This is a genomic window from Pseudomonas sp. NPDC090233, from assembly GCF_044772285.1.
GTDB lineage: Bacteria > Pseudomonadota > Gammaproteobacteria > Pseudomonadales > Pseudomonadaceae > Aquipseudomonas.
The window spans coordinates 649,647-667,798 of sequence record NZ_JBIVYQ010000002.1 but is presented as its reverse complement, the minus strand read 5'-3'; the positions used below and the strand labels follow the sequence as shown (position 1 = coordinate 667,798).

The window sequence follows — 18,152 nt, the reverse complement described above, 5'->3', positions numbered from 1 at the left end:
CACAGTGGGAGCGGCTTTAGCCGCGAACACCGGCAAAGCCGGTGCCATCCATCGCGTCGTTTGCTTCGCGGCTGAAGCCGCTCCCACAGGCCCCAACCGAGGTCAGCTCGCTTCGCGGTAGGGGTTGCGCGGGTCCTGGGTCCAGTTCAGGTAGGGCTTGCCGGTATCCTGCGCCACCATATCGATGCAGTTTTCTACCGGGCAGGTGATCTGGCACAGGTTGCAGCCCACGCACTCGTCCTCGATCACGCTGTAGGCATGGCTCCCGTCAGCCTTCAGCGTGCTGGCAATGGCCTGGTGCGATGTATCTTCGCAGGCTATATGGCAGCGCCCGCAGCCAATGCAGGCCTCCTGGTCGATGTGTGCCACCGATTTGTAGTTGATGTCGAGGTATTTCCAGTCGGTGGTATGCCCTACGGCCTGGCCGCGGAAGGCTTCCAGGCTTTGGTGGCCGTGCTGGTCCATCCAGCGCGCCAGGCCATCTTGCATATCTTCGACGATGCGAAAGCCATGCAACATCGCCGCCGTGCACACCTGCACGGCGCCACTGCCCAGGGCCACGAACTCGGCGGCATCCCGCCAGTTGCTAATACCGCCGATGCCGCAGATCGGCAGGCCGCGTGTCTCAGGGTCGCGGGCGATTTCGGCGACCATGTTCAGTGCGATCGGCTTGACCGCCGAACCGCAGTAGCCTCCATGGGTGCTCTGGTCGCCGACGATCGGGTGGGCGACCATGCGGTCCAGATCGACGCTGGTGATCGAGTTGATGGTGTTGATCAGCGACACGGCATCCGCACCGCCTCGGTGGGCGGCCCGGGCCGACTGGCGGATGTCGGTGATATTGGGGGTAAGCTTGACGATCACCGGCAGCGAACAATGCGTCTTGCACCAGCGGGTAACCAGCTCCACGTACTCCGGCACCTGGCCGACTGCAGCCCCCATGCCGCGCTCGGGCATGCCGTGGGGGCAGCCGAAGTTGAGCTCGATGCCGTCGGCGCCGGTGGCTTCCACCAGTGGCAGGATGAACTTCCATGACTCTTCGACGCACGGCACCATCAACGACACGATCAGTGCACGGTCAGGCCAGTCCTTTTTCACCTGGGTAATTTCGCGCAGGTTGATCTCCAGCGAGCGGTCGGTGATCAACTCGATGTTGTTGATGCCCTGCACCTGGCGATTGGCACCGTAATGCGCGGAGTAACGCGACGACACGTTGACCGCCGCAGGATCCTCGCCTAGGGTTTTCCAGACCACGCCACCCCAGCCGGCCTCGAAGGCGCGGACCACGTTGTAGGCCTTGTCGGTGGGCGGCGCGGAAGCCAGCCAGAAGGGGTTGGGCGACTTGATGCCGGCGAACACGATAGACAGGTCGGCCATTTATGCAGCCTCCACGTTGAGCATGAGTTGGGCATGGATGGCTTCGGCGGCCAGCTTGCCGTGTTGCACGGCCTGGACGGTGAGGTCCTGGCCCTGCGCAGTGCAGTCGCCGCCGGCGTAAACGCCCGGCAGGCTGGTGCGCATACCCTCGTCGACGCGGATGCGTTCGCCATCGCGGGCCAGTTGCGCGGCTAGCGGGTCGCTCAGGCTTTGTTCGTCGAAGCGTTGGCCGACGGCCTTGAAGATGGCGTCGGCGGCCAGTTCGAAGGTTTCACCGGTATCGCGCAGGCCGCCGTCTGCCAGTTCGGTGCGGGCGAAGCGCATGCCGCGTACGCGGCCGTTGTCGTCGAGCAGCACGGCGTCGGGACGGGCCCAGGTGTGCAGGCGTACCTGGTTGGCCTTGGCGATGTCCTGCTCATGGCCGGTGGCGCCCATGTCGGCGTAGCCACGGCGGTACACCAGGTTGACGTCGCGGGCGCCGAGGCGGCTCATCTGCACGGCCATGTCGATGGCGGTGTTGCCCGCGCCGATGACCAGGCAGCGCTCGGCCAAGGGCAGTTGCGAAAGGTCTTCCGCCTGGCGAAGTTCACGGATGTATTCGGTGGCGGCGAGCAGGCCGGGCGCTTCTTCGTCTGCCAGGCCCAGCTGGCGCACGGCGTTGAGGCCAAGGCCGAGGAACACGGCGTCGTACTGATCGCGCAGCTCGGCCAGGCTCAGATTACCGCCCAGGCGCTGGCCATGACGGATCTCGATGCCGCCGATGCCGAGCAAAAAATCAACTTCGCGCTGGGCATAGTCGTCCACCAGCTTGTAGCGGGCGATGCCGTATTCGTTAAGGCCGCCTGCTTTGTTGCTGGCCTCGAAAATAATCACGTCATGGCCGTGCATGGCCAGACGATGAGCGCAGGACAACCCGGCCGGGCCGGCGCCGACCACGGCGATGCGTTTGCCGGTGCTGGGTGAGCGCTTGAACGGGTGTTCGCTGAAGCCGGCATTGTCCACGGCATAACGCTGCAATTGACCGATCAATACCGGCGCGCACTCCTGGGCGTTGTTGCGCACGCACGCTTGCTGGCAAAGGATTTCGGTGGGGCACACGCGGGCGCAGCTGCCGCCGAGGATGTTCGCCGAGAGAATGCGCTCGGCGGCGCCTTGCAGGTTTTCGTCGCTGATGCGGTGGATGAACGAGGGAATGTCGATCTCGCTCGGGCAGGCGTTCACACAAGGGGCGTCGTAGCAGTACAGGCAGCGCGCGCTCTCCACGGCGGCCTGGCGGGCGGTGAGGGGCGGCGCGAGATCAGTGAATTGCTCGGCCAGTTGGTCGGCGCCGGCCCTGGGGCGCGGCAAATGGTTCAGGGCATCGATCACGGTTGTAGCCTCTCTTTTCTTTTTTGGTTTTGGCAGTCAACGGCAATACGGCGCCGCCCGGCCTCTGTGGGCCGGTGCGGCATTGCGGGGTGGCTTCAGCGCTGAACGGGCGTCGGGCGCTGTTGCTCGGCGCGGCGGCCCAGTACCTCGTACACCGAGGGATAGGCCGGGCGTTCCACGTAACGACCGGCGCCAGGCTCGGCGCGCAGGTCGCCATCGGCCCAGACCACCCGGCCCTGGCTGATGGTATGGCTAGGGATGCCGCGTACGGTGCGGCCTTCGAAGATGTTGAAGTCGACACGCTGATGGTGGGTCTGCGCGGAGATGGTGCGCGTGCCCTGTGGGTCCCACAGCACCAGGTCGGCGTCTGCTCCGACGCGGATGGCGCCCTTGCGCGGGAACAGGTTGAAGATCTTCGCGGTGTTGGTGGAGGTCAGTGCGACGAATTCGTGCATCGACAGGCGCCCGCTGTTGACCCCGGCGTCCCACAATACGGCCATGCGGTCTTCGATGCCGGCAGTGCCGTTGGGGATGCGGCTGAAGTCGTTGCGGCCCATGGCTTTCTGCTCGGCGCAGAAGCAGCAGTGGTCGGTGGCGGTGGTGTGCAGGTTGCCCGATTGCAGGCCGCGCCACAGCGCCTCCTGGTGCTCGCGCGGGCGGAACGGCGGGCTCATCACGTAGCCGGCGGCAGTGGCCCAGTCCGGGTTGCGGTAGACGCTGTCGTCGATCAGCAGGTGACCGGGCAGCACTTCACCGTACACCGGCTGGCCCTTGGCGCGGGCATAGGTGATTTCGTCCAGCGCTTCACGGCTGGAAATATGCACCACGTACAAGGGCGTACCAATGGTTTCGGCTATGCGGATGGCGCGACTGGCCGCTTCGCCTTCGACTTGCGAAGGGCGCGACAGCGGGTGCGCCTCCGGGCCGGTCAGCCCCTGGGCGAGCAGTTTCTTTTGCAGGTGAAACACCAGTTCGCCGTTTTCGGCGTGAACAGTGGGCACCGCGCCCAGCTGCAGGCAGCGCTCGAAGCTGGCGACCAGGGTGTCGTCGGCCGCCATGATGGCGTTCTTGTAGGCCATGAAGTGCTTGAAGCTGTTCACCCCATGCTGGTTGACCAGTTCGCCCATCTCCTCGGCGACCTGCTCGCTCCACCAGGTGATGGCGACGTGGAAGCCATAGTCGGATGCGCTTTTCTGCGCCCAGCCGCGCCAGGTGTGAAAGGCCTCCAGCAGCGACTGCTGTGGGTTGGGGATGACGAAATCGATGATCGAGGTGGTGCCACCCGCCAGCCCCGCTGCTGTGCCGCTGAAGAAATCCTCACTGGCGACAGTGCCCATGAACGGCAGCTGCATGTGGGTGTGCGGGTCGATGCCGCCGGGCATCAGGTACTGGCCGCTGCCATCGAGGATTTCGCAGTCGGTGGGCGGTTCGAGGTCTTTGCCGATGGCGCGTATCTGGCCATCGACGCACAGGACATCGGCGGGAAAGCTCTCTTCATGGGTTACCACGGTGGCGCCACGGATCAACAGGGACATGCCGTCTTCCTCGCAGGCAGACCGGTCTGGGCCGGTTCTTGGAATTGTTGCCTTGGCCTGGGATTGGATTCAATCCTGTCAGGCCTGACAAGAATCGAGGCTAGTTGCTGGTTTGAATTTGAGCAAGAAAATATTCCTGATAAAACCTGTGGTCATTAACGTGCTGATAAGCATGAATAAATTAATCGGTTAGGGGGGATTTACGGATCGGGCGACTTGCTGTCGCGCTTGACAGGATCAGGAAATGGGCAAGATTTTCTACGCGAATCCAGCATTTTTCGGTCCGCGTGTACTCCGGCCATCGCATTAGCCCGATGAGCAAAAAATTAAAAGAATCTGGAGAAGGCCCCATGCAACAGAGCAGATCGCAAGTGGTCGAGCAGGACGGCCTGTTCGAGCTGTCGGCGGGCAGTGACGTGCTCGACAGCCCGCGCTACAACCATGACATCGCCCCGACCAAGGTGCACCAGCGCACCTGGAACAAATGGCACATCACTGCGCTGTGGGTGGGCATGTCCATCTGCGTGCCCACCTACACCCTCGGCGGCGTGCTCACGGCCTACTTCGGCCTCAGCGTAGGCGAGGCGTTGCTGGCGATTCTGCTGGCCAACCTGATCGTGTTGATCCCTCTGACCCTCAACGCTTTCCCTGGCACCAAATACGGCATTCCGTTTCCGGTGTTGTTGCGTTCATCGTTCGGCATCCTCGGCTCCAATGTGCCGTGCCTGATCCGCGCGGTGGTGGCGTGCGGCTGGTTCGGTATCCAGACGATGTTCGGCGGGCTGGCCATCCACCTGTTCCTGGGCTCGGTCTTCCCCGAGTGGAAGGCCTTGGGCGGAACAGGCGAAGTGATTGGTTTCATGATGTTCTGGGCGCTCAACCTGTGGGTGGTGTTGCGCGGCGCGGAGTCGATCAAGTGGCTGGAAACCTTGTCGGCACCGCTGCTGGTGGCGGTGGGCTTTGGGCTGTTGTTCTGGGCATTGCCGCACATGTCGATGAGCGAGCTGCTGGCCCAGCCACCCAAACGCCCTGAGGGGGCGAGCGTGGTGAGTTACTTCTGCGCCGGCCTTACCGCGATGGTCGGTTTCTGGGCCACGCTGTCGCTGAACATTCCGGACTTCAGCCGCTATGCCAAAAGCCAGAAAGACCAGATTCTCGGGCAGATTTTCGGCCTGCCGCTGACCATGTTCCTGTTCGCCGCATTGGGCGTGGTGATGACCGCAGCGTCGGCGTCGCTGGTGGGTGAAACGGTGTCCGACCCGGTAAGCCTGATCGGCAAGATCCACAGTCCGGGCTGGGTGGCGCTGTCGATGGCGCTGATCGTGATCGCCACGCTGTCGACCAACACCGCAGCCAATATCGTCTCGCCGACCAACGACTTCCAGAACATCGCCCCGCGCCTGATCGGGCGCAGCCGCGCTGTGTGGCTGACCGGCTTCATCGGCCTGGCGCTGATGGGCCATGAGCTACTGAAGAAGCTCGGCTGGATCGTTTCCGACCTGAGCCTGGAGAGCGTCTATTCCAACTGGTTGCTCGGTTATTCCAGCCTGCTGGGGCCGATTGCCGGGATCATGGTGGTGGATTACTTCCTGATTCGTCGGCAGAAGCTGGACCTGGCCGGGCTCTACCGCGATGACATCTATCCGGCCTGGAACTGGGCAGGCTTCGCCGCCTTCGCGCTACCGGTGGCGCTGACCGTGATGGCCATCGGCAACAGCAGTTTCAGCTGGTTTTACGACTATGGCTGGTTTACCGGATCGCTGCTTGGCGGGGCGCTGTACTACGCGCTTGGTGGGGTAGCGGTGCGTGGGCCAGTGCCGCCTGTGATCAATGCCGATAATAACAACGCCTGAGGAGACACGACCGATGACCCCAGCCCAGCATGTCCTGCAATCTACCGAACGCCACGTCAAAACAGATCGCCTGTGGCAATCCCTGATGGACCTCGCACGCCTTGGCGCCACGCCCAAGGGCGGCGTCTGCCGCCTGGCGTTGACCGACCTCGACCGCCAGGCGCGCGACTTGTTCGTCCAATGGTGCGAGGCCGCTGGCTGCAGCGTCACTGTCGATGGGATCGGCAACATCTTCGCCCGCCGCCCCGGGCGCAATCCCAAGCTGCCACCGGTGATGACCGGCAGCCACATCGACACCCAACCCACCGGCGGCAAGTTCGATGGCTGCTTCGGGGTAATGGCGGGCCTTGAGGTCATCCGCACCCTTAATGACCTCGGCATCGAAACCGAGGCACCGTTGGAAGTGGTGGTGTGGACCAACGAGGAAGGCTCGCGCTTCCCGCCGTGCATGATGGGCTCGGGGGTGTTTGCCGGCAAGTTCACCCTGCAGGAAACCCTGGCCAAGCGCGACGCCCAGGATGTGACCGTGGGCGAGGCGCTGGATGGCATCGGCTACGCTGGCGAACGGGCCGTATTGGGGCATCCAGTAGGTGCCTACTTCGAGGCACACATCGAGCAGGGGCCGATTCTCGAAGACCAGGCCAAGACGATCGGTGTGGTGCTTGGCGCCCTCGGGCAGAAGTGGTTCGACCTGACCCTGCGCGGCGTAGAAGCCCACGCCGGCCCGACGCCGATGCACCTGCGCAAGGATGCCCTGGTCGGCGCCGCTGCGGTGGTCGAGGCCGTCAACCGCGCAGCACTGACTCATCAGCCACATGCCTGCGGCACGGTCGGTTGCCTGCAGGCTTACCCCGGTTCACGCAACGTGATCCCCGGCGAAGTGCGCATGACCCTGGACTTCCGTCATCTTGAAGGCGAGCGTCTGGATTCGATGATCGCCGACGTGCGCGCGGTGATCGACGCCACCTGTGCCAAGCACAGCCTGAGCCATGAACTGACCCCCACGGCCGACTTCCCGGCGTTGTACTTCGATCGTGGTTGCGTCGATGCCGTGCGTACTTCGGCGCATACCCTAGGCTTGCCGCACATGGACATCGTCAGCGGGGCAGGGCACGACGCCATTTTCCTGGCAGAGCTGGGGCCAGCCGGGATGATCTTCGTGCCTTGCGAGAATGGCATCAGCCACAACGAGATCGAGAACGCCACGCCCGAGGACCTTGCCGCGGGCTGTGCGGTGCTCCTGCGGGCGATGCTGGCGGCATCGGAGGCGATTGCCAGTGGTCGGCTGGCCGCCTGATACTTCGGCGCAGTACCGGCTCAGCACCCGCCTGTTCAAGCCTGCAGCAGGCGGGGCTGCTGACGATGCTCCTCAAGCTGCGTGCCGATCGCCTGCCTGGCACGGGATATTCGGCTCATCACCGTGCCGATGGGGATACCGAGGATCTGCGCGGCTTCCCGGTAGCTGAAGCGTTCGACTGCAACCAGCAACATGACGTCGCGCTGGCCGTCGGGCAGGTTGCTCAGCGCAGCGAGTATCTGCTGGTGCATCAGCTCGGTTTCAGGGGTGGGCGCGCTGGGGTCGCTGACCGACTCGATGGCGGTGTCATCCCACTCTGTACGCGAGCGGCTGCGTATCCGCCGTGAGCGCACTTCGTTGATCCAGCTGGAGTGGACGATGGCGAAGGCCCAGCTCAAGGGAGAGGAGCCTGGCTTTAGCTGGTGGGCGCGCTCCAGCGCTCGCAAGCAAGCGAATTGCACCAGGTCTTCAGCATCATGGTGATCGCCTGAAAGGCGCAGTGCGAATGCCCAAAGCTGGGGTAACAGGGTGGGAAGCAAGGTGGGCAGGCAGACGCCGTCGTTGGACATGGTTCGTTGTTCCAGGATGAGGTGGGCTGGCAAGCAGATGCCTTGTTTGCCGGTCGGCGGAGCCCCCTCGCATGCCCTTGGACGTCACTGTCATCGAACCGGTTGTTCACACCCGGTAAGTTAAGAACCGAGTCATCGACCGGCGGCACTAGTAAAGATTTCCCCCCTGAATGCCCGCGGGCGTTACGCCGTCCGCCGGGGAATAAACTCCCTCGTCCATGTGTTCTTCCCTCAGAACCTACATTGCGACGGGGTACACCCATGCACCTTCCCAGTCACCTGGCTCACCTGGCCGAACCTCTGAGCACTGACTGCCCTTGCGGCGAAAGCCTTGAGTACGACGCGGACTACCTCGTGCTGGAGGTTGAAGTGCAGGGCAGGCCGGAAGTCGAGTACGGCAGTACGCTCACCGAGGCCATCGCGCCGGACTGGAAGCGTGTCCACCCGCTCACCCTGGCCTTGACCAGTCGTAGCCGAGACTTGCGTCTGGCCGTGCATCTCGCCCGGGCCGAACTGCATCTGCACGGCTTCGCCGGTCTGGCTGCCGGCCTGGTGCTGATCGAGGGCTTGCTGGTCGACCACTGGCAACATGTGCACCCGCAACTGGATCCGGACGACGACAACGATCCACAACAGCGCGTCAACATCCTCGCCAGCCTGTGTGATGAGGCAGGCCTGCTGCAGGAGCTGCGCGCGGCACCGCTGGTGGAGGCGGCGTCCTTGGGGCGGGTCAGCCTGCGCGACATCGATTTGGCCAATGGCGATGCGAGTGATGCCGACCCCGCATTTGCCTCCCGGGCGATGATCGATGCTGTGTTTCGGCAAGCCGGGCATGAGCATTTGCAGGCTGTACTCGAGCATCTGGAACAGGCCCTGAAGAGCAGCCAGCACATCGAGGCGCTGTTGACCGAGCGCGTCGGCTTTACCTGCGCCATCGATATGGGAGCCCTGCCGGCGATGCTGCTGCGCGCCGCCGAAGCACTGCGCCAGCGCTTGCCGCAAGCACCGGGCGAGCAGCCGCATCAGGCACCGCAAAGCGCGACGGGAGGCCTGCGGATGCAGGGTGATATCACCTGCCGCGAGGACGTGCGCCAGGGACTATTGGCCATTTGTACCTACTTCGCCGTACACGAACCCACAAGCCCTGTTCCCCTGCTATTGCAGCGAGCGTGCAAGTTGCTGGACTTGAACTTCATCGAACTGCTGCAGGACTTGGCGCCTGATGGCTTGGACCAGATGGCCAAGGTCAGCGGCATCCGCTACGACGATCACTGACCCCAACTCAGGCCAGGCCTGTACACCCCATCGATACCACTCACAGGAGTTGTAGCCACATGACAGAAAGCAGCCAGAAGTTCATTGCCCGTAACCGAGCGCCGCGGGTGCAGATCGAGTATGACGTGGAGATCTACGGCGCAGAGAAGACCGTGCAACTGCCATTCGTCATGGGGGTTTTTTCCGATCTTTCCGGCACCCCGGAGGAACCCTTGCCGCCGGTAGCCGAGCGCCGGTTTCTCGAAATCGACATCGACAACTTCGACGACCGCCTCAAGTCGATGAAACCCCGCGTGGTCGCGCAGGTGCCCAACACCCTGACCGGCGAAGGCAACCTGCCGGTGGACATCACCTTCCAAAGCATGGACGACTTCAGCCCAGGTGCCGTGGCGCGCAATGTGCCCGCGCTCGAAGCGCTGCTGGCTGCGCGCAATCAGCTATCGAACCTGCTGACCTACATGGACGGCAAGACCGACGCCGAGCAATTACTGGCACGCGTGCTCAGTGACCCTGCGTTGCTACAGGCCCTGGGCAGCGCGCCCAAGCCGACCGATCCAGCCGCCGACTGATAGTCCGGCCCAATTACCGAACTTGACCTGGCTGGGACTTCGCGTTTCCAGCAGGTAGCCCTATATGCCCAAGAAACGAGGGATGCAGCAATGTCCACCGCCCAAGCGCACGAGCCGCTGGAACCGACGGCGACCGAGGATGGCGAACAAGGCGATTTCGCCAGCCTTTTGAATAAAGCGTTCAAACCCAAGACCGACCGGGCGCGTGATGCCGTTGAGAGTGCTGTGCGCACGCTAGCTGAACAAGCCCTGCAGCATACGCCGCCGGTCGCCGGGGATGTGCTTGTGACCATCAGCGGCATGATCGCGGAACTCGATCGCAAGCTGTCCGAACAGGTCAATCTCATCCTTCACCAGGAAGCGTTCCAGTCGGTGGAAAGCGCCTGGCGTGGCCTGCACTACCTGGTCAGCAACACCGAAACGGACGAAACACTGAAGATCCGTGTGATGAACATATCCAAGCAGGAGGTGCACAAGACCCTGCGCAAATTCAAGGGCGTCGCCTGGGACCAGAGCCCGGTCTTCAAGAAGCTCTACGAGGAGGAGTACGGCCAGTTCGGTGGCGAGCCTTATGGCACGTTCGTAGCCGATTACTACTTCAACAACAGTGCGCCGGACGTCGAATTGCTGAGCCAGATGGCCAAGATCAGCGCCGCCACCCATTGCCCACTGATCGCAGCCGCCGACCCCAGCGTGATGCTGATGGACTCGTGGCAGGAACTGGCCAATCCGCGCGACCTGACCAAGATTTTCCAAACCCCGGAACATGCCGCGTGGCGCAGTTTCCGCAGCTCGGAAGACTCGCGCTACGTTGGCCTGGCCATGCCGCGCTTCCTGGCCCGTGCGCCGTACGGAGCGAAGACCAATCCGGTGGAGGAATTCGATTTCGAAGAGACCACCAGCGCCGCAGGCTGCAAGGATTTCACCTGGGCCAACGCCGCCTACGCCATGGCAGTGAACATCAATCGCTCGTTCAAGCACTACGGCTGGTGTTCGCAGATTCGCGGCATCGAGTCTGGCGGTGCGGTAGAGGGCCTGCCGGTGCACACCTTCCCGACCGACGATGGCGGCGTCGACATGACCTGCCCGACCGAGATCGCCATCAGCGACCGCCGCGAGGCAGAACTGTCCAAAAACGGCTTCATGCCCCTGGTGCACAAGAAGAACAGCAACCTGGCAGCGTTCATTGCCGCCCAGTCGCTGCACAAGCCTGCCGAGTACGACGACCCTGACGCCACCGCCAATGCCAACCTGGCGGCGCGTCTGCCGTATCTGTTCGCCACATGCCGCTTCGCCCACTACCTCAAGTGCATCGTGCGCGACAAGGTCGGCTCCTTCAAGGAGCGCGCCGACATGCAGGTGTGGCTCAACAACTGGATTGGCCGCTACGTCGAGATCAACCCTGCTACCGCTTCCGAATCGGACAAGGCGCGCAAGCCACTGGCTGGCGCCGAGGTAGTCATTGAGGAGGTCGAGGGCAACCCCGGTTACTACAACTCCAAATTCTACTTGCGTCCGCACTATCAGCTCGAAGGGCTGACGGTGTCGTTGCGCCTGGTTTCCAAACTGCCTTCGGCCAAAAGCTGACGGCGGTGTTTCGCTGCACCCCACCAACCTGACTGAGAAGGTTTAGACCATGATACTGCTCAACTTCAACGGCAAGAAAATCAAAGGTACTGCGACCGTTTCCGGCCACACCGACTGGATCACCATCGACGCACTGCAAATGGGCGTCGGCCGCTCCATTTCCACCACCGGTGGCGGTCTTGATCGTGATACCAGCAACCCGTCGTTCTCGGAAATCATCCTGACCAAGTCCACCGACCTGGCCTCGGCCGATCTGTTCATGGAGGCGGTGTGCGGCAAGAGCCTGGGCAAGGCCGAAATCCATTTCGTCCAGACCGGAGGCGTCGACGCCAAGGACCAGGTGTTCTTCAAGCTCGAACTGGAGGATGCAATCGTCAGCTCGTACTCGGCCAGCAGCAACGGCGAGCGGCCAAGCGAAACCTTCTCCATCAACTTCACCAAGATCAGCTACCAGTACGACTCCTTCAGCGGTGACAAAGTGACCGTCGGCACCGCGAAGAAGTGGGACCTGCAGGCTAACGCCAAGCTCTGACTTGCAGCTTGGGGCTGGTCGACGTGCGAAGCGTCGGCCAGCTTTGTGTTGAGGAGTAATAATGATGTACACCCTCATGTGTTTGCAGCGAGCCCGATCATGGTTGAACTGACCAACCGGGAGCGTCTGCAGCCATCGTTGCTGGACCGCCTCAGCGACGATGCCCGCGAACAATTACGTGAGTCGCGCGAGCAACGCGTCATGTCGATGCGCACGCTGCGCAAGGCCGTATTGCGCGACCTGAGCTGGCTGCTCAACAGCACATCCCTAAGCACTGTGCGCGAGCTTTCCGCCTACCCGCTGGCCGCGCGTTCGGTGCTCAATTTTGGCTTGCCGGACCTGTCCGGCAAAACCGCAACCGGACTCGATGCTCAGGCCCTGAGCCGACACATTCAGCGGGCAATTGAAGATTTCGAGCCCCGTATCCTGCCCGGCAGCGTGCGCGTCACGGCATTGGCCCGGCAAGGAGAGCAGGCGGGCCTGCACCGGGTGGCATTCGAGATTCACGGTGAACTGTGGGGTCAGCCTTTGTCCGAGCGCCTGTACGTGAAGACTGAGCTTGACCTTGATTCTGGCGATGTGAGGCTCTACGCCAGTGAATCGGTTGGTGCCCGATGAACGCCAAGCTGCTGCGCTACTACGAACGCGAGTTACAGCATCTACGGGAGATGGGCGGTGAATTTGCCCGCGATTTCCCCAAGATTGCCGGCCGCCTGGGACTGGAAAGCCATGCCTGTGCAGACCCTTATGTCGAGCGCCTGCTGGAGGGCTTCAGCTTTCTCGCCGCGCGGGTGCAGTTGAAGATCGATGCCGAGTTTCCCCGCTTCACTCACCACCTATTGGAATTGGTGCTGCCGCATTATCTCGCCCCGACGCCGTCCATGGCGGTTGTGCAGTTACAGCCGGACCTTAACGAGGGCAGCCTGAGCCAGGGTTTCACGGTACCTCGCGGTAGCTCGCTGCACAGTCAACTGGGCAAGGGTGACCAAACCGCTTGCGAGTTTCGCACCGCGCATGACGTCACGCTGTGGCCGCTGGCGCTCACCGAGGCATGCTATTTCGCCTGCTCCGGGCGAGTCGGCGGTGTGGATCTGGCGCGGCTGGGGCCAGTCAAGGCAGCGTTGCGCTTGCGTCTGGCCGTAGGCGCGGGCTTGACCTTCGACAGCCTCGCCCTGGACACGCTGACCCTACACTTGCGGGGTGCGGCAGGGCTCGCGGGGCTGATGTTCGAACAACTGCTGGCGCAAGCCGCGGGTGTGCTGCTCCAGCCGGTGCAGGACGACAACCGCTGGCATGTGTTCATTGACCCCGGCCAACTTCGCGCCCAAGGCTTTGCCGACGACCAGGCCCTGTTACCGGCCGGGCCGCGCAGCTTCCAGGGCTACCGGATGCTGCAGGAATATTTCAGCTTGCCGCAGCGCTTCCAATTCATCGAACTGGGCGGCCTGGACGCTGGCATCAAGCGTTGCGATGCCGCGCAGCTTGATATCACGGTGTTGTTCAAGACATTTGAACCGATGCTGGAAGAGCATGTATCACCTGCACAGTTCGCGCTGCACTGCACACCAGCGATCAACCTGTTCCCCAAAAGTACAGACCGTGTGCACCTGTCTGAACACCAGGTGGATTACCACGTAGTGCCGGACCGCACGCGGCCGATGGATTTCGAGGTGTATCAGGTTACCCGTGTTACTGGCCATGGCAGTGGCGCCCAGGCCGAGCAAGCGTTCTCATCGTTCTACCAGGCCAACGATATGCACCTGACAGGGCAGGGCGCCTGGTACCACGTTCGCCGCGATACCCGGGTGCTGTCCGAGCGCCAACGCAGCCAAGGGCCGCGATCGAGTTACGTCGGCAGCGAGCTGTTTCTGAGCCTGGTGGACAGCCATGAAGCGCCCTACCGCACTGATTTGCGGCAGCTGAGCATCCACGCCCTGTGTACCAACCGTGACTTGGTGTTGGGCATGCCTGTGGGCACTGGTAAAACCGACTTCACCGTCGTTTCCGGTGCTCCCGTTCAAGCGGTGCGCTGCCTGGAGGGGCCCACCGCGCCAAAGGCCTCGTTCGCAGAAGGCGAAACGGCGTGGCGACTGGTCAGCCACCTGTCGCTCAATTATCTGTCGCTGTTCGATCAGAGCCCGGAGCAAGGTGCGACGGCGCTGCGCGACCTGCTGCGATTGTACTGTGGCCCCAACGATGCGTCGGCGCACAGGCAGGTCGAAGGGGTGCGCTCGGTGAGTGCTCATTCGATCGTACGGCGCCTGCCGATTCCCGGTCGAATTGCCTATGGCAGGGGTTTGCAGATTTGCGTAACGGTCGACGAAAGCGCTTTTGAAGGCGCCAGCCTGTTCATTTTCGGTGCAGTGCTGGAGCAATTTTTCGCCAAGTACGTCTCGATCAACGCGTTTACCGAAACCCAGCTACTTGGCGTCACGCGTGGGTTGATCATGCAATGGCCAGCGAGAGTCGGGCGATGCGCGATCCTGTAGCCCTGTTGCAACGCCTGGGACGTGAGCCTGCCGGCTACGACTTCAATGCCGCATTGCGTCAATTGGAATGTGCCTTCGCCGAGCACCCACGGATCGGTCAGGCCAGCCATCCGGTCCACGAACCGGTACGCTTTGGCCAACTCCCATCGCTGGCGTTCGAGCCGGCGATGCTGGCAGGGTTGGAGCACGAAGGGGCAGGCAAGGCGCCGCGTCTGCTGCTCAATTTCTTCGGTGTGCTGGGGGCCAATGGGCCGTTGCCATTGCACCTGACCGAATACGTGCGTGACCGCCAGCGCAACCTGAATGACCCAACCTTGGCGCGCTTTCTGGACATGTTCAACCACCGCATGGTCAGCCTGTTCTATCGCGCCTGGGCCAGTGCGCAGCCGACGGTGAGCCTTGACCGCCCTGCGGCGGATCGCTTTTCCGATTATGTCGCCTCGCTGATTGGCCTGGGCATGCCCTCGCTACAAGGGCGCGATGCTGTCCCACATCTGGCCAAGCTGCACTATGCCGGGCGCCTGGCGCCCCACGCACGCAATGCACAAGGCCTTGCCGCTGTGCTCAGTGATGACCTGCGGGTGACGGTGCGGGTGGCGCAATTCGTTGGCCATTGGATGCCGTTGCCGGCCGATGGCTTGTGCGCCCTGCGCAGCGGGCCGGATGCCGCGCGCCTCGGTATGGACACGGTAGTGGGAAGCCGGGTCTGGGATGCCCAAGGCAAGTTCCGCTTGCTGATTGGCCCGCTGGACATGCCACAGCTGTGCAGCTTGCTTCCAGGCAGCCTGGGGATGCGCCGTCTTACCGACTGGGTTCGCCATTACGCGGGGCTGACGCTGGAGTGGGACGTCAACTTGATCGTTGCCCGGGAGCACCTGCCGGCTGCGCGTCTGGGTCAAGGTACACGGCTTGGCTGGAACAGTTGGCTGCTTAGTGCGCCGGCGACCGATGACGACCGCCAGTTATTAATCAAACCTCGTATTTCTCCTGCTTTTTCACCTTCATCGCAAGGAACCGTTCATGTCTGAGATCAGCCGGGTGGCCCTGTTCGGGAAGCTCAACAGCCTGTGTTATCGCGCCATCGAAAGCAGTACGCAATTTTGCAAGTTGCGCGGCAATCCTTATGTGGAAATGGTGCACTGGTTGCACCAACTGCTGCAGGCTGCTGACAGTGACCTGGTGCGTATCGTGCGCCATTACGGGGTGGACAGCGCACGGCTGCACAGTGACCTGACCGCGGCCCTTGACCGTTTGCCACGCGGCTCGACCTCGATCACCGACCTGTCGTCGCTGTTGGAAGAGAGCGTGGAGCGAGCCTGGGTGCAGGCCACGTTGTTGTTTGGCGACACTCAGGTGCGCTCAGGGCATCTGCTGTTCAGTCTGCTCAAGGACCGGACGTTGCGTAACTCGGTGCTGGCCATGTCCGCCGAGTTTGCCAAGGTCAAAGTCGAAGATCTGGCCGATCATTTCACTCAGATCCTGGCCGACTCGCCCGAAGCCCGCCAGCGAGCCACGGATGGATTCACGCTGGCGTCGGGCGAGGTCAGTGCAGGGCAGAGTGCGGATGGCGGCGAGATGGCGCTCGCCAGGTTCACCGTCGACCTTACCGCCCTGGCGCACGAAACTGCGCCAGATCCCATTGTCGGGCGCGACGATGAAATCCGTCAGGTAATCGATATCCTCATGCGTCGGCGTCAGAACAACCCGATGCTGGTCGGCGAGGCTGGCGTCGGCAAGACAGCCGTGGTCGAGGGCCTGGCCCAGCGTATCGCCCGAGGTGACGTGCCACCGGCGTTGCGCGAAGTGCGATTGCGCATGCTGGACATTGGCCTGCTGCAGGCTGGCGCGAGCATGAAGGGTGATTTCGAACAACGCCTGCGGTCGGTGATCGACGAGGTGCAGGCCAGCCCTGTACCGGTGGTGTTGTTCATCGACGAAACCCACACCTTGATCGGCGCGGGTGGCGCGGCCGGCACGGGCGATGCGGCCAACCTGCTCAAACCTGCGCTGGCCCGCGGCACCTTGCGCACCATCGGCGCCACCACCTTCGGCGAATATCGCAAGCATATCGAGAAGGACCCGGCGCTGACGCGACGCTTCCAGACCGTCAAGGTCGATGAACCCGACGCCGCTCGCGCGCTATTGATGCTGAGGGGGCTTGCCGATGGCATGGCACGCCATCACCAGGTGCAACTGCTCGACGCAGCGCTGGTGGCGGCAGTGCAGCTATCCCAGCGCTACATCCCCGCGCGTCAACTGCCTGACAAGGCCATCAGCCTGCTGGATACCGCTTGCGCGCGCGTAGCCATCAGCCAGCACGCTACTCCGGCGGCCGTGGAGGACAGCCAGCGACGCATCGAGGCGCTGGAAACCGAGCGGGCGATCATTGCCCGTGAGCGCGCCGTGGGGGGCGACACTGAAGCGCGCGAGTACGCGCTTGACGAGCGCATGGCAGGCGAGCAGCAGCGCTTTGCTGGCCTGGAGGCGCGATGGCAAGGCGAGCAACGTCAGGCGAAGGCCATTCTCGATTTGCGCGAGCAAGTGCGGGACCAGCCAGACGACCACGACACCCTGCACGCGCTGCGCACCCAGCAGCAGGCCCTAGCCGATGCCCAGTGCGAGTCGCCGATGATCCTGCTCACTGTGGATGAACAGGCAGTCGCCTCCGTTGTGCAAGATTGGACCGGCATTCCGGTTGGCCAGATGGTGGGCAACGAGATCGGTCGCGTGCTCAACCTGGCCGACACTTTGTCGCAGCGCATCCTTGGCCAACACCATGCCTTGGAAGCCATCGCCCGGCGCATCCAGACAGCGCGTGCGGGCCTGGACAACCCCGACAAACCGGTGGGCGTGTTCCTCCTCGCAGGCACCTCAGGGGTCGGCAAGACCGAGACTGCCCTGGCGCTTGCCGAAACCTTGTACGGGGGTGAGCAGAACCTCATCACGCTCAACATGAGTGAATACCAGGAGGCCCATACGGTCTCCTCGTTAAAGGGCGCACCGCCTGGCTATGTTGGTTACGGGGAGGGCGGCGTGCTGACCGAGGCGGTGCGCTTGCGGCCTTACAGTGTGGTATTGCTGGACGAAATCGAGAAAGCTCACAGCGACGTGCACGAACTGTTCTACCAAGTGTTCGACAAAGGCTGGATGGAGGATGGAGAGGGCCGAGTCATCGATTTTCGCAACACCCTGATCTTGCTGACCAGCAATGTCGGTACCGCAACCATCGAGCGCTTGTGCCGGCAGCCAGGTGTGGTACCAGAACCCGACTCCCTTGCCCAGGCGCTGCGGGCGCCGTTGCTGCAGGTGTTTGCACCGGCGCTGTTGGGACGCGTGGTGGTGGTGCCTTACTACCCGCTGAGCGACGACCTGCTCGCCAGCATCATCCTCCTGCAGCTGGGGCGCATTCAGCAGCGCCTGCAGGCCAGCCATGCCGTGCCCTTGACCTTCGACGACGAGGTGGTGGCACTGGTCGCCAGCCGCTGCACCGAGTTCGAGAGTGGTGGGCGGATGATCGATGCGATCCTGACTCAGTCGATTCTGCCCAGCATCAGCCGGATCTGTCTCGAACATAGGCTGCGTGCAGAAGCGCTGAGTGGGCTGCATATCAGTGTGCACAGCGGTTCATTCGTGTTCAGCCCTTCGTCCCCTCGCGCCGCGTAAAACGCGCGCCTTTTTTGCTGGGCGACAGGGAATAAACC

The 18,152-nt window shown here is 62.9% G+C and carries 14 protein-coding genes; 10 read left to right on the top strand and 4 right to left on the bottom strand.

Annotated features, from left to right (window positions below; translation table 11 throughout):
• Window positions 1–102: 102 nt before the first annotated feature.
• The 3 genes from preA to hydA form a co-directional block, all read right to left on the bottom strand.
• On the bottom strand, window positions 103–1,377 hold the full coding sequence (gene preA / locus ACIQUF_RS07500; protein ID WP_403130019.1) for an NAD-dependent dihydropyrimidine dehydrogenase subunit PreA: 1,275 nt from the start codon (window positions 1,375–1,377) through the stop codon (window positions 103–105).
• Window positions 1,378–2,745 carry an NAD(P)-dependent oxidoreductase gene (locus ACIQUF_RS07495; protein WP_403130017.1) on the bottom strand — a complete coding sequence of 456 codons (1,368 nt, stop codon included), beginning with the start codon at window positions 2,743–2,745 and terminating at the stop codon, window positions 1,378–1,380.
• Between the two features lie 95 nt (window positions 2,746–2,840).
• A complete protein-coding gene (gene hydA / locus ACIQUF_RS07490; protein WP_403130015.1) occupies window positions 2,841–4,280 on the bottom strand; it encodes a dihydropyrimidinase in 1,440 nt (479 codons plus the stop codon).
• Between the two features lie 350 nt (window positions 4,281–4,630).
• Between hydA and ACIQUF_RS07485 the strand changes: the two genes are divergently transcribed.
• Window positions 4,631–6,133, top strand: a complete 1,503-nt coding sequence (locus tag ACIQUF_RS07485; RefSeq protein WP_403130012.1) for an NCS1 family nucleobase:cation symporter-1 — start codon at window positions 4,631–4,633, stop codon at window positions 6,131–6,133.
• Between the two features lie 13 nt (window positions 6,134–6,146).
• Complete coding sequence (locus ACIQUF_RS07480) at window positions 6,147–7,430, top strand: Zn-dependent hydrolase (RefSeq protein ID WP_403130007.1); 1,284 nt, start codon at window positions 6,147–6,149, stop codon at window positions 7,428–7,430.
• Window positions 7,431–7,465: 35 nt separating this feature from the next.
• On the opposite strand, the gene ACIQUF_RS07475 is transcribed toward ACIQUF_RS07480, so the two are convergent.
• A complete protein-coding gene (locus ACIQUF_RS07475; protein ID WP_403130003.1) occupies window positions 7,466–7,999 on the bottom strand; it encodes an RNA polymerase sigma factor in 534 nt (177 codons plus the stop codon).
• 261 nt (window positions 8,000–8,260) lie between these two features.
• On the opposite strand from ACIQUF_RS07475, the gene tssA reads away from it, so the two are divergent.
• From tssA to tssH, 8 genes are all read left to right on the top strand, one after another.
• Window positions 8,261–9,274, top strand: a complete 1,014-nt coding sequence (gene tssA / locus ACIQUF_RS07470; protein ID WP_403130000.1) for a type VI secretion system protein TssA — start codon at window positions 8,261–8,263, stop codon at window positions 9,272–9,274.
• Window positions 9,275–9,333: 59 nt separating this feature from the next.
• Entirely contained in the window at window positions 9,334–9,843 is a 510-nt protein-coding gene (gene tssB / locus ACIQUF_RS07465) for a type VI secretion system contractile sheath small subunit (protein WP_403129996.1), read from the top strand.
• A gap of 90 nt (window positions 9,844–9,933) precedes the next feature.
• The gene (tssC, locus tag ACIQUF_RS07460) at window positions 9,934–11,430 is read left to right on the top strand and encodes a type VI secretion system contractile sheath large subunit (RefSeq protein ID WP_403129994.1); all 1,497 of its coding nucleotides are present in this window, start codon (window positions 9,934–9,936) and stop codon (window positions 11,428–11,430) included.
• 49 nt (window positions 11,431–11,479) lie between these two features.
• On the top strand, window positions 11,480–11,962 hold the full coding sequence (locus tag ACIQUF_RS07455) for an Hcp family type VI secretion system effector (protein ID WP_403129991.1): 483 nt from the start codon (window positions 11,480–11,482) through the stop codon (window positions 11,960–11,962).
• A gap of 99 nt (window positions 11,963–12,061) precedes the next feature.
• Window positions 12,062–12,580 carry a type VI secretion system baseplate subunit TssE gene (gene tssE / locus ACIQUF_RS07450; RefSeq protein WP_403129988.1) on the top strand — a complete coding sequence of 173 codons (519 nt, stop codon included), beginning with the start codon at window positions 12,062–12,064 and terminating at the stop codon, window positions 12,578–12,580.
• Window positions 12,577–14,451, top strand: a complete 1,875-nt coding sequence (tssF, locus tag ACIQUF_RS07445) for a type VI secretion system baseplate subunit TssF (protein WP_403129985.1) — start codon at window positions 12,577–12,579, stop codon at window positions 14,449–14,451. Before tssE ends, tssF begins: the two co-directional genes overlap by 4 nt.
• Window positions 14,436–15,479 carry a type VI secretion system baseplate subunit TssG gene (tssG, locus tag ACIQUF_RS07440; RefSeq protein WP_403129982.1) on the top strand — a complete coding sequence of 348 codons (1,044 nt, stop codon included), beginning with the start codon at window positions 14,436–14,438 and terminating at the stop codon, window positions 15,477–15,479. Before tssF ends, tssG begins: the two co-directional genes overlap by 16 nt.
• Window positions 15,472–18,114: a type VI secretion system ATPase TssH gene (gene tssH / locus ACIQUF_RS07435; RefSeq protein ID WP_403129979.1), complete on the top strand. Its 2,643-nt coding sequence runs from the start codon at window positions 15,472–15,474 to the stop codon at window positions 18,112–18,114. Before tssG ends, tssH begins: the two co-directional genes overlap by 8 nt.
• Window positions 18,115–18,152: the final 38 nt, after the last annotated feature.

Excerpts from the sequence above, each read along its gene's own strand:
- tssF (WP_403129985.1), top strand. The coding sequence starts at position 12,577 with ATGAACGCCAAGCTGCTGCGCTACTACGAACGCGAGTTACAGCATCTA.
- ACIQUF_RS07480 (WP_403130007.1), top strand. The coding sequence starts at position 6,147 with ATGACCCCAGCCCAGCATGTCCTGCAATCTACCGAACGCCACGTCAAA.
- tssH (WP_403129979.1), top strand. The coding sequence starts at position 15,472 with ATGTCTGAGATCAGCCGGGTGGCCCTGTTCGGGAAGCTCAACAGCCTG.
- ACIQUF_RS07485 (WP_403130012.1), top strand. The coding sequence starts at position 4,631 with ATGCAACAGAGCAGATCGCAAGTGGTCGAGCAGGACGGCCTGTTCGAG.
- tssG (WP_403129982.1), top strand. The coding sequence starts at position 14,436 with ATGCGCGATCCTGTAGCCCTGTTGCAACGCCTGGGACGTGAGCCTGCC.
- preA (WP_403130019.1), bottom strand. The coding sequence starts at position 1,377 with ATGGCCGACCTGTCTATCGTGTTCGCCGGCATCAAGTCGCCCAACCCC.
- tssE (WP_403129988.1), top strand. The coding sequence starts at position 12,062 with ATGGTTGAACTGACCAACCGGGAGCGTCTGCAGCCATCGTTGCTGGAC.
- tssB (WP_403129996.1), top strand. The coding sequence starts at position 9,334 with ATGACAGAAAGCAGCCAGAAGTTCATTGCCCGTAACCGAGCGCCGCGG.
- ACIQUF_RS07475 (WP_403130003.1), bottom strand. The coding sequence starts at position 7,999 with ATGTCCAACGACGGCGTCTGCCTGCCCACCTTGCTTCCCACCCTGTTA.
- ACIQUF_RS07455 (WP_403129991.1), top strand. The coding sequence starts at position 11,480 with ATGATACTGCTCAACTTCAACGGCAAGAAAATCAAAGGTACTGCGACC.
- hydA (WP_403130015.1), bottom strand. The coding sequence starts at position 4,280 with ATGTCCCTGTTGATCCGTGGCGCCACCGTGGTAACCCATGAAGAGAGC.
- tssA (WP_403130000.1), top strand. The coding sequence starts at position 8,261 with ATGCACCTTCCCAGTCACCTGGCTCACCTGGCCGAACCTCTGAGCACT.
- tssC (WP_403129994.1), top strand. The coding sequence starts at position 9,934 with ATGTCCACCGCCCAAGCGCACGAGCCGCTGGAACCGACGGCGACCGAG.